This is a genomic window from Clostridium moutaii (assembly GCF_041205085.1).
In the GTDB taxonomy this organism is placed as follows: Bacteria; Bacillota; Clostridia; order Clostridiales; family Clostridiaceae; genus Clostridium_B; species Clostridium_B moutaii.
Window position 1 is genome coordinate 38,537 of the sequence record NZ_JBGEWD010000013.1, and the last position, 15,124, is coordinate 53,660.

Annotated in this window: 11 protein-coding genes and 1 pseudogene; all 12 read left to right on the forward strand. The window is 34.2% G+C overall.

The window, feature by feature from the left end:
* Window positions 1–14 precede the first annotated feature (14 nt).
* Window positions 15–1,886 carry a sigma-54-dependent Fis family transcriptional regulator gene (locus AB8U03_RS13015; protein ID WP_369705032.1) on the forward strand — a complete coding sequence of 624 codons (1,872 nt, stop codon included), beginning with the start codon at window positions 15–17 and terminating at the stop codon, window positions 1,884–1,886.
* A 7-nt stretch (window positions 1,887–1,893) separates the two neighbouring features.
* Window positions 1,894–2,394 carry a PucR family transcriptional regulator ligand-binding domain-containing protein gene (locus AB8U03_RS13020; protein ID WP_369704986.1) on the forward strand — a complete coding sequence of 167 codons (501 nt, stop codon included), beginning with the start codon at window positions 1,894–1,896 and terminating at the stop codon, window positions 2,392–2,394.
* A gap of 122 nt (window positions 2,395–2,516) precedes the next feature.
* The gene (locus AB8U03_RS13025) at window positions 2,517–2,657 is read left to right on the forward strand and encodes a hypothetical protein (protein ID WP_369704987.1); all 141 of its coding nucleotides are present in this window, start codon (window positions 2,517–2,519) and stop codon (window positions 2,655–2,657) included.
* 129 nt (window positions 2,658–2,786) lie between these two features.
* Window positions 2,787–3,095 carry a PucR family transcriptional regulator gene (locus tag AB8U03_RS13030; RefSeq protein ID WP_369704988.1) on the forward strand — a complete coding sequence of 103 codons (309 nt, stop codon included), beginning with the start codon at window positions 2,787–2,789 and terminating at the stop codon, window positions 3,093–3,095.
* 145 nt (window positions 3,096–3,240) lie between these two features.
* Window positions 3,241–3,966 (forward strand): oxamate carbamoyltransferase subunit AllH family protein, encoded by a 726-nt coding sequence (locus tag AB8U03_RS13035; protein ID WP_369704989.1) that lies wholly within the window; start codon window positions 3,241–3,243, stop codon window positions 3,964–3,966.
* 4 nt (window positions 3,967–3,970) lie between these two features.
* Entirely contained in the window at window positions 3,971–4,111 is a 141-nt protein-coding gene (locus tag AB8U03_RS13040) for a hypothetical protein (RefSeq protein WP_369704990.1), read from the forward strand.
* Between the two features lie 123 nt (window positions 4,112–4,234).
* Window positions 4,235–5,419 (forward strand): xanthine dehydrogenase family protein molybdopterin-binding subunit, encoded by a 1,185-nt coding sequence (locus AB8U03_RS13045; RefSeq protein WP_369704991.1) that lies wholly within the window; start codon window positions 4,235–4,237, stop codon window positions 5,417–5,419.
* Window positions 5,420–5,435: 16 nt separating this feature from the next.
* On the forward strand, window positions 5,436–6,767 hold the full coding sequence (gene uraA, locus AB8U03_RS13050; protein ID WP_369704992.1) for a uracil permease: 1,332 nt from the start codon (window positions 5,436–5,438) through the stop codon (window positions 6,765–6,767).
* A gap of 36 nt (window positions 6,768–6,803) precedes the next feature.
* Window positions 6,804–7,757, forward strand: a complete 954-nt coding sequence (arcC, locus tag AB8U03_RS13055; RefSeq protein WP_369704993.1) for a carbamate kinase — start codon at window positions 6,804–6,806, stop codon at window positions 7,755–7,757.
* A 36-nt stretch (window positions 7,758–7,793) separates the two neighbouring features.
* Window positions 7,794–8,731, forward strand: a pseudogene (locus AB8U03_RS13060) (3-hydroxyacyl-CoA dehydrogenase family protein).
* A 176-nt stretch (window positions 8,732–8,907) separates the two neighbouring features.
* Window positions 8,908–10,296 (forward strand): Ig-like domain-containing protein, encoded by a 1,389-nt coding sequence (locus AB8U03_RS13065; RefSeq protein ID WP_369704994.1) that lies wholly within the window; start codon window positions 8,908–8,910, stop codon window positions 10,294–10,296.
* Between the two features lie 291 nt (window positions 10,297–10,587).
* Window positions 10,588–15,117, forward strand: coding sequence for a glutamate synthase large subunit (gltB, locus tag AB8U03_RS13070; RefSeq protein WP_369704995.1), 4,530 nt, complete (start codon window positions 10,588–10,590; stop codon window positions 15,115–15,117).
* Window positions 15,118–15,124: the final 7 nt, after the last annotated feature.

Consider the following 15,124-nt stretch of genomic DNA (forward strand, 5'->3'; position numbering starts at 1 on the left):
ATATTATGGAGGTTATGAGAGAAACTTATTGTAAATCTGATAAAGAGTTACAGCGTTCCCATGAAAGGTGTAAAAAACTTGGAATTCAAAAAAACCAGGTTTTCAGTAAAAAGATTATTTGTGATACGGAATTACAAAAAAAATTTACTTTTAATAGAAATTTGATATTAACTGCAGAACCCTATATAGAAAATTTAATGAATTTTGTACGAGGCTCTAATTTTTTTATATTGCTTACAGATAAAGAGGGTTGTATATTAAATGCCATAGGTGATGAAAAAATACTCTCAAAATCATTTTCTATGAAGATGATCCCTGGAGCTTTTATGAATGAGGAGAATATAGGAACTAATGCAATGAGCATGGTAATTAAAAATAATAAACCAATTCAGATTTCTGGAAATCAACATTTTATTTATGAATATCATAAGTGGACATGTTCCGCTGCACCTATAAGAGATAGATATGGCAATCTTATAGCTGTTCTTGATCTCACAGGATATATTGAAAGCGTACATTCGCACACACTGGGAATGGTTATTGCTGCTTCTAATGCTGTAGAAGAAATGTTAAAGATAAAAGAATATGAGATAATAAACAATATAAATAATAAATATAAAAAAACCGTATTTAATTTTATTCCAATGCCTATAATCACTTCTGATGCAGATGGAAAAATAGAAATCTGCAATGAAAAAGCTTTAAGTATATTGGGTAACAATAGGGTAAAAGTATCGGGAATGAAGGACATTATAGAAAATTGGATAAATGTGAAAAAGGATATATACTTGGGAAAAAGTGTTTCAGAGGAAGTGAATATACATGTCTCAAAAAATAGAGTCCGATGCCATTTAACGGCCAATCCAATTTATAATTCTGAAAAAAATGCTATTGAAATAATATATGTGTTTGAAGGTATAAAAGATATAAAAAGGAAAAATAATGATCAGGCATATTATACCTTCGACAAGATACTTGGGGAAGATGAAAATTTTATAAAAGTTATAGAATATTCAAAGAAAATTTCAGGTAGTAAGTCTACTATTCTTATAATAGGTGAAAGCGGTACAGGAAAAGAATTATTTGCACAGTCCATTCATAATTACAGCAGTAGATCAGAAGGACCTTTTATAGCCTTAAATTGTGGAGCTATTCCTGAGCAGCTTATGGAATCTGAACTTTTTGGATATGAAGAGGGGTCATTTACAGGTGCAAAAAAAGGAGGAAATCCTGGTAAATTTGAATTGGCTGATGGTGGCACTATAATGCTGGATGAAATTGGAGAAATGCCTCTTGATATGCAGACAAAACTTTTAAGAGTGGTTCAAGAAGGAGTGATAACAAAAATAGGAAGCTCCAGGTCTATCCCCATAGATGTGAGGATTATAGCTGTTACCAACAAGGATCTAAAAAAAGAAGTGGAATTAGGAAGATTTAGGAAGGACTTATATTATAGGCTTAATGTATTACCCATCTATTTGCCGCCTTTAAGGGAAAGAAAATCCGATATAATATTGCTTGTAAAACATTTTATGAGCAGTATATCAAAAAAATTGGGCAAAAAGGATTTTATTATATCTGAAGAGTATTTGAGAAAGATGATAAAATATGATTGGCCAGGAAATATAAGAGAATTGAAAAATGTTGTGGAGCTCATTGTAAATTCAGGGGGTATACCTGCAAATTATTTTGGCGAAGAAGAATGTGATGATAAAATAATCTTAGACATTAATGATGAATGTTTAAAATTGGATTATATAGAAAAATTGCATCTGGCAAAGGTACTTAGAAGATTTAAAGGAAATATTACTCATTCAGCAGATGCCCTTGGAATAAGAAGAAATACCTTATATAATAAAATTAAAAAATACAATATAAGTATGTAAAAATTTTATGATTATTAGATTTTCAAAGGATGTGGGTGTCTTGTATAATTACCTGGGTATTTCTCTGCAAAGACTTCTGCAAGTTGATAAATTAAGAAGAGCCAGGGTACTGGCGGGAAAAAGAGGTATGAATAAGAGAATAACAAAAGTGGATGTGATGGAAGTTCCCGATATTATAGAATGGGTTGGAGAAGGAGAGCTTTTGATTACAACAGCATATTCCATTAAGGATAATATAGATGTACTCATGAAGCTTATTCCTGAATTAAATGAAAAAGGTGTAGCTGCCCTCGGAATTAAAATTGGCAGATATATAAAAAAATTACCACCGGATATTATTGCCCTGGATTTTGTGAAAAAACTTTCTATATCAAAAATGGAAGGCCGTTATAAATTGGAAATTTTCGATGAGCTATTAAGTAGCAATGAAAATAGGCAAAATAAGGCTATTGAACGGGCAAAGACTTTTCATTTTAACCTGTATGAAAAATACGGTGTGGCACAATAATATGGATAAATAGTTTTTCCAAAACTAAGGATATTAGTTCATGCAAATCAAGTTTCAATAAAAATATTATCAGCAGCTTATTGTTTATTATTAGTAGAATTGCCAGGCGTGATATGCAAGAAATGCTGTATGTAGATAAAAATGATAGAATTATTATTTTATATGAAAATAATTTAACCGAAGATCTGCAATCGATAAAAGAAAAAATAAATTCTCTTTGTAAAAATATACTAGCAGAGGTCTTGAAAAAATTTCCGGAGTAACAATTTAAAGTAGGAATTGGACGCTCTTATAATGACGCGCACAAGCTTAATAAAAGTTATGAACAAGCTAAATTTATTGTAGAAGAACTAAATAAGTGAATTACAGGAGACATTATACATTATGATGACTTGGGTCTATATAGGATATTGTGTTTTCATGGTCTCCAGGGGGAACTTGTCAAATTTTGCAATGATACCATAAGGCCCCTGGTAGAATATGATAAATTAAATAATACAGAATTAATTAAGACTCTTGAAATTTATTTTGAATGCAATGGCAATATGAAAAAGATGTCAAAGCAGATGTTTATGCATTATAATACCATCATATATAGACTGCAAAAAATTAAGGATATTATAGGGATGGATATTGAAAATGCTGATAATAGGTTGAATCTGGAAATTGCAATGAAAGCTTTGAATTTAATAAAAATATAATGCAAATGTTAAATTGATATTGAAAGAGATAAATGATCACTTATCTCTTTTTTTATGTTGGCAATTATTAACGATAAATTGATGTAATATTGAAGCCGAACATGAGTTCATCACATTATTAAGCAATGGTAAAAATATGCCACCTATGAGTGTTTCACTTGATAATCAGAAACCGATTGACTTTATAGATATTGGCATAAGAAAAAATTTAAAATTCATGTTTGACCCCAAAATTATATATAATTATGAGAAAAATATTTTTATTCAATTGTGTGATATAAAAACGTGGTCTTCTAAAATTCCCATGGAATGCATTAATTGCACGGAAAAAGAAATATTAGAAAATTTAGGGGTGTTGGAAAGCGCCCTCAGTGCATATGGCAGGTTTTATGGAATGGGTCCGCTGATAAGCATAATCAGCGGCGAATTTCCAGAGTTGAAACTTAAACAATTCGGCACGTATTCCCATAATAGAGCTTTTGAATTTATTAAATATAGATTTATAAATTTTATTGGAGATCTGCTGAAAGGTGATGTAGAACAAATAGCTGAAAAAACAGGGAATATTATTGGATTTGGACCTGGGCTAACTCCTGCTATAGATGATTTCATAAGTGGTCTTATGGTTTCTTTCGTATATTTAGGAAGGTATTACAATTTTAATATTTCACAGATATACAGCTTGAATAGAAAAATTATCAAATTAGGATTAAATAAGACCACAAGGGTCAGCAGGGAGAGGGTGGAAAATAATTATATGAAAAAATTGCATTTGTATGTAAATGGAGATGAAATTTTTGAAGAAATACCATCAAACAGTACTCTACTTTGGTTTTTAAGAGAAAAATTAGGACTAACAGGAGAATTATAATTATGTGGGAAACAGTGTTCCAAGAATAGATGGAATTGAAAAGGTAACAGGAGAAGCACAATATGTTCACGATATGGGCTTTAAAGGTATGTTGTATGCTAAAATTAAAACCAGTCCCTATGCTCTCATGCGCTGCTGGATGTAGAGGAAGCTGTAAAACCCAATTCCATATTGATTCATGAGAACTTAAAAAATTATAAGACAATTCCAGATGTATTTTTCCCGGAAGCCGACACAAATATAGCAAACCATTTTAAGCTGAGAAAAGGTGATATCAAAGAAATTCAGACTTAAAAATCTTTTAAGACCAGGTTCAATAACCATAACCGGTGAGCCCATTAATGAGCAGCCTGGAAATATTGTTAAATGCTTAGAAACTGTGGCAGAGAGGATAGGGTGGAAAAATGGTAGAACAGAAGATGAAAAATTACTGGAGAAAAAAACCGGTAAATGTAGAGGCAAGGGCATAGCAGTATTTCATAAAGCACCTGCTATGCCAAGCAATGCAGCTACTTCAGCTTTAATTCAGATGAATGAAGATGGTTCACTTAGATTTAATGTTGCAGGAATAGACATGGGTCAGGGTGCATATACGGCAATGAGCCAGATGATATGTCAAAGATTGCAGGTGCCAATAGAAAAAGCTCATGCAGTATATGAAACAAATACGGATTCAGCAACATACGATTGGCAGACTGTAGCAAGCAGAATGACAATATTGGGAGGAAATGCCGTACTTCAGGCTTGTGATGATATGGAAGAACAAATTTTAGAATTGGGAGCAGTTGTTCTTCGTTCATCCAAAAGGGATCTTGCCCTTGGCGATGAATGTGTGTTTGTAAAACAGTTTCCGGAGGATAAAGTATTTTATAAAGACATGGCAGTAGGCTATACTTATCCAAATGGAAACGATATGGGCGACCCACTTATTGGACGAGTAAAATATATAGCACAGGGATTGACAATTCTTGACAAGGAAACAGGGCAAGGCAGGCCGGCGCTTGATTGGACATATGGTGCTCATGCTTTTGAAATAGAGGTGGATATAAATACTGGAGATATAAAAATATTGAAAGTGGTAACAGCCATAGATTTAGGTCATGTTATAAATAAAATGTTAGTTAAAGGACAAATGGTTGGTGGAATTATTCAGGGAATAGGAACAGCTCTGTCGGAAATTTTAAAATATGATTCTGAAGGCAGACTTTTGACTAAGAGCTTTGTAGATTATAAGATTCCCACAATGAGGGATTTACCAGAATCCATTGAAATATGTTATATAGAAACACCTCAGCTTGATGGACCTTATGGTGCAAGAGGTTGTGCAGAACACCCTATGATTTCAATAACCTCTGCCATAGGAAATGCAATTGCAGATGCAACAGGAACTGACATTTTTGAAACACCATTTTCAGCAGATAAGGTATATGCGGCATTAAATAAAATTATTTAAGGAGGAGAGAAAATTTATGAAACATGTTGTAGGTATTCACGAGAAACTGCCAATTGCTGAAACTATACCACTTAGTTTTCAACATCTTACTGCTATGTTTGGTGCAACTATACTTGTACCATTAATTTTAGGGGTAAACCCTGCAATTTGTCTGTTGATGAATGGCATTGGTACATTGATTTATTCCTATGTAACCAAGGGTGGAATTCCAGCATATTTAGGTTCAAGTTTTGCATTTATTTCACCTACTATTTTAATAATTACGTCCTTCGGGGGCTTTAACCATGCACAATCAGGATTTATCTTCTTTGGATTATTCTTTATAGTGATTGCATTTGTCGTAAAAAAATTTGGAATAAAATGGATCGACATTGTAATGCCGCCTGCCGTAATGGGTGCAGTAGTTGTAGTAATAGGACTTGAACTTGCTCCAAATGCGGCAGTTCAGGCAGGGCTTGCTCCTGCTGCTACAGCAGTTGGCAAAATTGTTCAGCCTTATGTAGCCGATCCAAAGGTGATTTTAGTTGCTCTATTTACTCTGGCAATAGGAATATTTGGGTCTGTTATATTTAAAGGGTTCGCACAAGTAATACCAATTTTAATTGCGGTAATTGCAGGTTACATTCTTGCATTTGCAATGGGAATGGTTGATACAAAAGTAATTACAGATGCAAACTGGTTTTCAATCCCTAAATTTCAGGCTCCTGTATTTGATTGGAGTGCAATTTTTATAATTGCCCCAGCCTGTATAGTTGTTTTTGCAGAGCATATAAGTCATTTGATTGTTACTGGAAAAATAACTGAATCAAATCTAATGCTGGATCCAGGTCTTTACCGTTCACTTCTTGGAGATGGTATTAGTAATGTCATCTCAGGTTTTACAGGTTCTACACCAAACACCACTTATGGTGAAAATATAGGTGTAATGGCAATTACACGTGTTTATTCAGTATGGGTTATAAGAGGTGCTGCCATACTTGCAATTATTTTTTCGTGTATAGGAAAAATAGCAGCTGGAATACAAGCTATTCCAGGTCCGGTTATGGGAGGAATTACAATGCTGCTTTATGGAATAATAGCAGTTCAAGGTATTAGAATGTTTGTAGAACAAAAGGTTGACTTCAGTATAAACTACAACATGGTTTTAGGAGCAATTACATTTGTGGTCGGAGTAAGCGGCGCCAGTGTAAATATAGGAACAGTGCAATTAAAGGGAATGGCATTTGCTGCTGTTACTGGAGTTGTATTGTCAATCATTTTCTATATATTAGGCAAGCTTGGAATAATGAATGAAAAATATGAAATAAAATCTGATATAACTGTTTCAAATACAGATATTAAATCCTAGAAAATCATATTGATAATGAAAACGGAGGAATTGTATATGTCAAGGATAGTGGTAGCTCTGGGAGGAAATGCACTTCAGTCAGATCCTAAAGATAATTCATCAGAATCTCAGCTTAGAACCTGTTGTAAAACGGCCAAGTCCATTGCAGATCTTTTAGAAGAGGGTAATGAAATTGTTATCACTCATGGAAATGGTCCTCAGATAGGTCAGATTATTTCAGCTTATGAAACTGCAGCTCTAGCTGATAAGTCAAAAGATGTAATGCCCTTTCAGGAATGTGGAGCTATGAGTCAGGGATATATTGGTTACCATCTTCAGCAGGCATTAAAAAAAGAATTAAAAAAAAGAGGAATGAATAATGAAGTAGCAACAGTAATTACCCAGGTAGCGGTGGATAGAGATGATGCCGCATTTAAAAATCCAACAAAATCAATTGGATCATTCTTTACACAAAAACAGGCAGAAGCAATAATATTTGAAACTAATTGTTTAATGAAAGAGGATGCAGGAAGAGGATGGAGAAGAGTTGTACCTTCTCCACTTCCAAAAACTATTGTAGAGGAGGAAGTAATTAAAACACTTGTTGGGGCAGGTCATATTGTAATTACTGTGGGAGGCGGAGGAATTCCGGTGATAGAAAAAGATGACGGTAGCTTTGAAGGAGTTGCTGCAGTAATTGATAAGGATTATGCATCAGAAAAAGTGGCTGAAATAATTGATGCAGATATACTGCTCATATTAACTGCCGTTGATAAGGTTGCGATAAATTTCAATAAAAAAAATCAGGAAAATATATCCAGAATGAACATTAAAGATGCCTATAAATATATAGAAGAGAAGCAATTTGCACCAGGTTCTATGCTTCCTAAAGTAAAGGCTGCTGTCATGTTCGCAGAATCAAAAAAAGGTAAAAAATTCATAATAACATCTCTTGGAAAACTTAAAGAAGCATTGTGCGGCATCACTGGAACTGTAATAAGTGATACTTGACAAATAGGCAGCATTGGCTGCAGGGAGATGGTATATATAAATGTTAAAAATGTATCAGTATTAGGTACTGGAACCATGGGACCAGGGATAGCATTGCTTTGTGCACAAGCTGGATTGAAGGTAACCATTTATGGCAGATCTGATATAAGTTTAAACAGGGGATTCAAAAATATAGAATTTAGTTTAAACTTTTGGAAAACCGAAGGAAAGTTGTCAGAAAAACAGTGTAAAAAAATCTCAAATGACATAAGGGGAGTTAAGACAATTGAAGATGCAGTCAAAGATGCTGATTTAGTAATTGAATGTTTGTCAGAAAATATAGAGGTGAAAAAGAAATTTTTTAAAATTTTAGATGAAATATGTCCTTTAAATGTGATTTTGGCAACTTGTACATCAGGTCCTTTACCAACAGATATAGCTGAATATACAGTACATCCTGAAAGAGTAGTAGCTGCTCATTTTTGGAACCCACCTCAATTGATTCCTCTTGTAGAAGTAGTGTCAGGTAAAGGAACCTCTCAAGAAACCATGGTAAAAATTATTGAATGGATTGAACTTATAGGTAATAAAGCAATTTCCATGGAAAAGGAGTGTCTGAGGTTTATCGGAAACCGGCTTCAACATGCCTTGTTAAGAGAAGCTTTATTTATAGTGGAACAGGGATGGGCAAAGGTTGAAGAGGTTGATAAAGCTATTGAATATGGGTTGGGAAGAAGGCTGCCAGTCACAGGTCCTATATGTACTGCCGATCTGGCAGGGCTTGATGTAATAAATTCTGTATCTGCATACCTGCTTAAGGATCTTTGCAATTCAACTGAACCATCTTCACTGCTTAAAAGCAAGGTCCAAAATAGGGAATCGGGTAGTAAAAGCAAAAGAGGATTTTACAAGTGGTCACCAGATGTTCTAAAAAAGATAAAAAAAAACGGGGTGAATTGCTTTTATATTTTTTAAAGGAAGACAATCATAATTGATCTATAGTCTTCTATATGATAATGTGTAAATGGTATGAAATTGGAATTCATATATTATTTACATATTATTAATATATTGTTCATATGACTATAATCTTAAGGAAATAGAATAATAATATATGCTATTTTGTAAAATTTAAAGAAAGGAGTGAAAATAAAGAAAATATATTGTATTTATGCGGAAAGGAAGGAGTTTCTTGTTTAAACTACTAAAAAATATTCTAATATTTGCAGTAGTTATTTTAGTGTATCAACTAAATTACTGCAATTTTGTTTTAGCTGATGATTCAGTATTAAATAGTGAATCTCAACAATACATAACACAAGATAATGTACCTGTTGATAAGAAGTGGACAATAAAATTTAATGAACCTGTAGATTTGTCATCTGCTCAGGCGAGTGTGAAAATAATAGACAAAAAAACTAATGGACAAGTACCCATTGATATATCTTTGAGTAATAATGATTCCTATGTAAATGTGTCACCTAAAGAACCTTATAGTTCTAACAGTGAATATACTCTAAGTGTAACTGACAATTTAAAATCTAAATATAACAGGTCTTTAAAAAGTAGCTTTAGTATGGATTTTAAAACTATCTTGCAGATAACAAATGTAAATGATTTAAATGTATCAATAAGCCAGGGAGATAATTATGTACTTCCTGATATAGTAACGGCAACCATGTCTGATGGAAGCGTAAAGCAAGTGGGAGTTGTGTGGAATAAAAATATCAATACTGAAGATTCACCAGGAACTTATGTTTATGAAGGCAATGTGACTGGGTATGATAAACCGGTGAATTTAAACGTTACTATAAAGCCTTCAAATAAGGATGTGGAGGCCGTAGCTTCTACTTCCATGTGGATATGGCAGCTTCAAAGTCAAGTGGATGCTTATGGAGGTATAGATAATTTGATTGCAAAATTAAAATCCATGGGAATAAACAATGTATGTATTAAATACAATGAAGGTTCAAGCCCTTCAGGAGGAGGGACAAACTTTAGAGATGATTTTTTAAAGTATGTTGGAAATTTCAAACAAGCTGGATTTATAGTAGGTACCTGGGGATATAATTATTTTAATTATCCCGAAGATGAAGCTAACCTTATAATAGAGGCTTTAAATAATAGTGACTATTATGTTTTTGATGCTGAAGATGCTGTATCAGGGAAAACCCAGCAGGCGGAGCAAGTGTGTCAAATTATAAGAAATAAGTGCCCTAATGCCATAATTGGATATACATCTTTTCCAATAGCTAGTTATCATCAGGATATACCTTATTCAGTCTTTAATGAATACTGTGATTTCTCGGCACCTCAATGTTATTGGGGAGATATGCAGTGGTCTGTTGCTTCATGTTTGAATAAGATGGTTCAGGATTATAAAACTTATGGATTGGACAAGCCAATATATCCTATAATACAGACTTATAATGTAGACTATGGAGATTATAGTACTTATAGCGGATATGATTTCAAAGCTACTGGTTTGTGGTCATTAGATAATATCGGAAGTACATTTATGCAATTTATAAATGATATGGGAAGCAAATTTAGCAGTTAATATTGCAAAATAGGGGGTGCAAGTTGTAAAATATATATAAAAGTGAAATATTTTTATATATGACTTGCATATAATAAAGAACTGTGATAATATTTTTACTAAAATATCAATAACGGTTATAACATTTTTAAGGCTTTGCATTTTTTAATTTAAAGTACAATGTTAAAAATTAAAAAGAAAAAGCTTGAGATGCATTTTGGGGCTTAAAAAAATACATCTTTGCTGTATAAATAAAACCACCAGTTAAGCTGGTGGTATTTATTTAACAATTCTAAAAGGGGGCTTTGTAGCATGAATTATAATAATGGATTTCCTTCAAAACAGGGCTTGTATGATCCTGATTATGAGAAAGATTCTTGTGGAGTGGGGTTTATAGCAAGTATAAAAGGTGAGAAAACCCACGGTATTGTAAAAAAAGGCATTCAAATTTTAGTTAACTTAACACACAGGGGGGCAGTGGGCTCTGATACTAAAACTGGAGATGGGGCAGGCATACTTGTTCAAATTCCAGATGAATTCTTTAGAATAAATTGTGATAATCTAGGTATAGAATTGCCTGAGTCTGGAGAATATGGAGTGGGAATGGTGTTTTTCCCTAGAGAAACCGCTTTAAGGCTGCAGTGTGAGGGGATATTTGAGAGAATTACGGAAAAAGAAGGTCAGAGGGTTCTAGGCTGGAGAGATGTGCCCACTGATAACAGGGACATAGGTGAAACTGCGAAGGGCACTGAACCAATTATAAAACAAATTTTTATAGGCAAAAACGCAGAGAATCAAACTGAATTTGAAAGAAAACTTTATATAATAAGAAAAGAAGTGGAGAATAAAGTAAGGGGAAATTTTAAAGAAACCGCAAAAGCGTTTTATGTATGCAGCCTTTCAAGTAGAACTGTAGTGTATAAAGGACTGCTCTTGGCGGATCAGATAAAAAAATTTTATATTGATTTGAATGATATAAATTTTAAAAGTGCCATAGCACTAGTACACCAGAGATACAGCACAAATACTTTTCCAACTTGGGATTTAGCCCAGCCATTTAGATATTTGGGGCATAATGGAGAAATAAATACCATAAGAGGAAATAGGAACTGGATGAAGGCCCGTGAAGGTGTACTTAGATCCAAGACCTTTGGTGAAAATATAAAGAACCTTTTTCCCATAATAGATACGGGTGGCAGTGATTCTGCTTCTCTTGACAATGTACTGGAACTTTTATACCAAGATGGGAGATCTCTTCCACATGCACTTATGCTTCTTATACCGGAGGCTTGGGAAGGAAATGGGCATAGTAAAAAATATAAAAAGTTTTTTTATGAATACCAGGGCTCATTAATAGAGCCCTGGGATGGACCAGCAGCTGTTTCATTTTCTGATGGCGTTCAGGTTGGTGCCACTCTTGACAGAAATGGGTTAAGGCCTGCCAGATATGTAATAACAAAAAGTGGATTTGCAGTACTTGCTTCAGAAGCTGGAGTGCTGGAATTTAAAAATGAAGATATACTGGAAAAGGGTAAATTAAAACCTGGTGAGATGTTTCTGGTGGATACAGCTAAAGGGAAAATTATAAAGGATGAGGAATTAAAAGAAAAAATATGTAAAAGCAAGCCTTATGAAAAAATATTGGAGAAATTAAGGTTTAATCTGGATATGTTTGATACGGTTGTGGGAAAAGAACAGATAACTCCAGAAGTATTAAGAGAGAAACAGCAGGCTTTTGGATATACTCTTGAGGATTTAGGGAGAATTTTAGTGCCTATGGCAGTGGAAGGTAAGGAACCGGTGGGTTCTATGGGAAATGATACACCACTTGCTGTGCTTTCAAATAAAAATCAATTGCTTTTCTCCTATTTCAAACAACTTTTTGCACAGGTAACAAATCCTCCTATAGATTCTATAAGAGAAAGATTGGTAATGTCTCTTTTGAATTATATAGGTTCTCCCCAGGCCAATATACTGAATGATGAAATTACAAAAGATCCTTTTATAGAAATTGACAGTCCTATTTTGACAGACGAGCAAATATTAAAGATAAAAAGTTTAAGAAATAAGGATTTTAAAGCTACTACGGTTCCAATTACTTTTAAGTGTGATACGGGAATAGATGGTTTTAAGGAAGCTCTTAGAAAAATCTGTGAAAGAGCTTCAGAGAGAATAAAAGAAGGATATAATATATTGGTATTAAGTGATAAAAATGTAGATTCCTATGAAGCAGCAATTCCAAGCCTTTTAGCAGTTTCAGCAGTGCAGCATCATCTCATTAGGGAAAAGACCCGTACAAAAGTCTCAATTATCGTGGAAACAGGAGAGGCAAGGGAAACAATGCATTTTGCACTGCTTGTAAGTTATGGAGCTTCGGCGGTAAATCCATATCTTGCATATCAAACTATAGATCAAATGATAAAGAACAGGGATATAACTGGAACATCTGTGGATGAGGCAAAGAAAAATTATATACATGCCATAAATCAGGGAATATTAAAAGTACTCTCCAAAATGGGAATATCCGCCCTTCAAAGTTATCATGGTGCACAGATATTTGAAGCCATAGGTCTGGATTCGAAATTTGTGGATAAATATTTTGAGGGAACACCTTCAAGAATAGGAGGAATTGGCATTGATGTAATAGCCAGTGAGGTATTATCAAGGCATAAAAATGCCTTTAATAAAATAAGAAAACCCATTTCACAGCTGGATGTAGGTGGCAATTATTCATGGAGAAGGGGAGGAGAGTTTCATCTTTTTAATCCTGAAACCATATATAGACTTCAAGTTGCGGCTAGAACTAATAATTATGACCTTTACAAAGATTATGCCAAAATTATAAATGAACAGGATAAAAATCTATGTACCATACGGGGATTGTTAAAATTGAAAGAGGGAAATCAAATTCCCATAGAAGAGGTTGAACCTATAAGCGAAATACTAAAAAGATTTTGTACGGGAGCTATGTCTTTTGGATCCATAAGTAAAGAAGCCCATGAAACCATAGCCGTAGCCATGAATAGAATAGGAGGACGAAGTAATACTGGAGAAGGAGGAGAGGATCCAGAAAGGTATAAATTAGATCTCAATGGAGATTCCAGAAGAAGTGCTATAAAGCAGATAGCTTCGGCACGTTTTGGTGTGACTACAGAGTATCTGGTAAATGCAGATGAGCTTCAGATAAAAATAGCTCAGGGGGCAAAACCTGGTGAGGGCGGTCAACTTCCAGGGAAAAAAGTTGACAAGTATATTGCTAAAACAAGACACTCTACTCCAGGGATAGATCTTATTTCTCCGCCGCCGCATCATGACATCTATTCTATCGAAGATTTATCTCAGCTTATATATGATTTGAAAAATGTAAACCCTGAGGCAAATATAAGTGTGAAATTAGTTTCGGAAGTGGGAGTTGGGACAATTGCAGCTGGGGTTGCAAAAGCTCATGCAGATTTAATACTCATAAGCGGGTATGATGGTGGAACAGGAGCAGCACCAATTTCATCAGTAAAGCATGTTGGAATTCCATGGGAGTTAGGATTATCCGAGACCCAGCAGGTACTTTTATTAAATAATTTGAGAAGTAGGGTTAGAATTCAAACAGACGGGCAGTTAAAGACAGGCAGGGATGTAGTAATTGCAGCACTTCTTGGAGCTGAGGAATTTGGATTTGCAACTACTGCTCTTGTGGTAATGGGATGTACTATGCTTAGAAAATGCCATTTAAATACCTGTGATATGGGTATAGCCACACAAGATCCTGAACTTAGAAAGCACTTTAGAGGCAAGCCGGAATATATAATAAATTTTTTAACTTTTATTGCACGGGAAGTAAGAGAATATATGGCTAAACTTGGATTTAGAACAATGAACGAAATGGTTGGTAGGGTAGACATGCTGGAGACAAAAGAAACAATTGGACATTGGAAAGCCAAGGGCTTGGATTTATCTGCTATTTTATATAAACCATATATGCCCAAGAGAATTAAATCCTATTGTGTAATACCTCAGGATCATGGCATGAATGAGGCTATGGATTACAAAATTATTCAAATGGCAAAAAAGGCAATAAATGATAAAATAAAGGTCAATGCAACTATGGAAATAAAAAATGTAAATCGTGCGGTAGGAGCTATGTTAAGCGGTATAATCGCTAAAAAATATGGCAGTGAAGGATTGCCTGAAGATACAATTGTATTAAATTTTAAAGGATCCGCAGGGCAAAGTTTTGGTGCATTTGGAGTAAATGGACTTACTTTAATACTTGAAGGTGACGCTAATGACTATGTAGCAAAGGGGTTGTCTGGAGGCAAAATAATTATTAAGACACCTAAAGAATCAACTTTTGTGGCAGAGAAAAATATCATAGCTGGAAATACCATTTTGTATGGAGCTACATCTGGAAAAGCTTTTATAAATGGCAGTGTAGGAGAAAGATTTGCAGTGAGAAACAGTGGATCCACAGCTATAGTTGAGGGTGTAGGAGATCACTGCTGTGAATATATGACTGGAGGAACAGTAGTTATCATAGGTAAAACGGGAAGAAATTTTGCAGCAGGTATGAGCGGCGGTGTGGCCTATGTATTAGATGAGGAGGATTCTTTTAATAATAAATGCAATTTACAAATGGTTGATATAGAAAAAATTACAGATGTTGAGGATATTGATACAGTATATAAATTGGTACAGGATCATTATAAGTATACAAACAGTTTAAAAGCTCAGGATATACTCAACGAATGGGATATATATGAAGAAAAATTTAAAAAAATAATACCCAGGGCATATAAATCCATACTAAGACAAACAAAAACAGAAGCAGTTGCTGCTTCTAATATGTAAGGGGGCG

What these genes read in the sequence shown, in the direction of transcription:
- AB8U03_RS13035 (WP_369704989.1), top strand. Translation starts at nt 3,241, where the DNA reads ATGAGTGTTTCACTTGATAATCAGAAACCGATTGACTTTATAGATATT.
- arcC (WP_369704993.1), top strand. Translation starts at nt 6,804, where the DNA reads ATGTCAAGGATAGTGGTAGCTCTGGGAGGAAATGCACTTCAGTCAGAT.
- AB8U03_RS13025 (WP_369704987.1), top strand. Translation starts at nt 2,517, where the DNA reads ATGCTGTATGTAGATAAAAATGATAGAATTATTATTTTATATGAAAAT.
- AB8U03_RS13020 (WP_369704986.1), top strand. Translation starts at nt 1,894, where the DNA reads ATGATTATTAGATTTTCAAAGGATGTGGGTGTCTTGTATAATTACCTG.
- AB8U03_RS13065 (WP_369704994.1), top strand. Translation starts at nt 8,908, where the DNA reads ATGCGGAAAGGAAGGAGTTTCTTGTTTAAACTACTAAAAAATATTCTA.
- AB8U03_RS13015 (WP_369705032.1), top strand. Translation starts at nt 15, where the DNA reads ATGAGAGAAACTTATTGTAAATCTGATAAAGAGTTACAGCGTTCCCAT.
- uraA (WP_369704992.1), top strand. Translation starts at nt 5,436, where the DNA reads ATGAAACATGTTGTAGGTATTCACGAGAAACTGCCAATTGCTGAAACT.
- gltB (WP_369704995.1), top strand. Translation starts at nt 10,588, where the DNA reads ATGAATTATAATAATGGATTTCCTTCAAAACAGGGCTTGTATGATCCT.